Source organism: Chryseobacterium sp. SIMBA_038, assembly GCF_046535115.1.
GTDB lineage: Bacteria > Bacteroidota > Bacteroidia > Flavobacteriales > Weeksellaceae > Chryseobacterium.
The window spans coordinates 1-275 of the sequence record NZ_JAWRXH010000142.1; the positions used below are offsets into that span (position 1 = coordinate 1).

A 275-nucleotide genomic window follows, 5' to 3' on the forward strand; every position below is an offset into this window, starting at 1 on the left:
GTACGTCGGCTCGGACGAGCGGGCAGTGCAGGCCTTCCAGGAAGTTGAGCGCGTTGCGCGTCAGATGCGCGCGAAGGAGGTTGCGCTCGCGCGTCTCGGAAACGACGAGACTCTGACGAAGCTCCAGCGTGAACTGGACAATGCCAAAGAGAAGGCGATCGACGCATTCCGCGAGGCAGTCCTAAGCGTTCACACGGGGGACGAACTGGACAGGGCGATTGAATCCGACGGCCAGGAAGAGACGATTAAGTCGGTCTTGGATCGCCTCGAGAACC

Annotated in this window: 1 protein-coding gene; it reads left to right on the forward strand. The window is 61.1% G+C overall.

All coding sequences use genetic code 11. From position 1 onward, the window contains the following. A partial coding sequence (locus SB689_RS23035) for a hypothetical protein (RefSeq protein ID WP_410694386.1) occupies positions 1 to 275 on the forward strand: 275 nt, incomplete at both ends.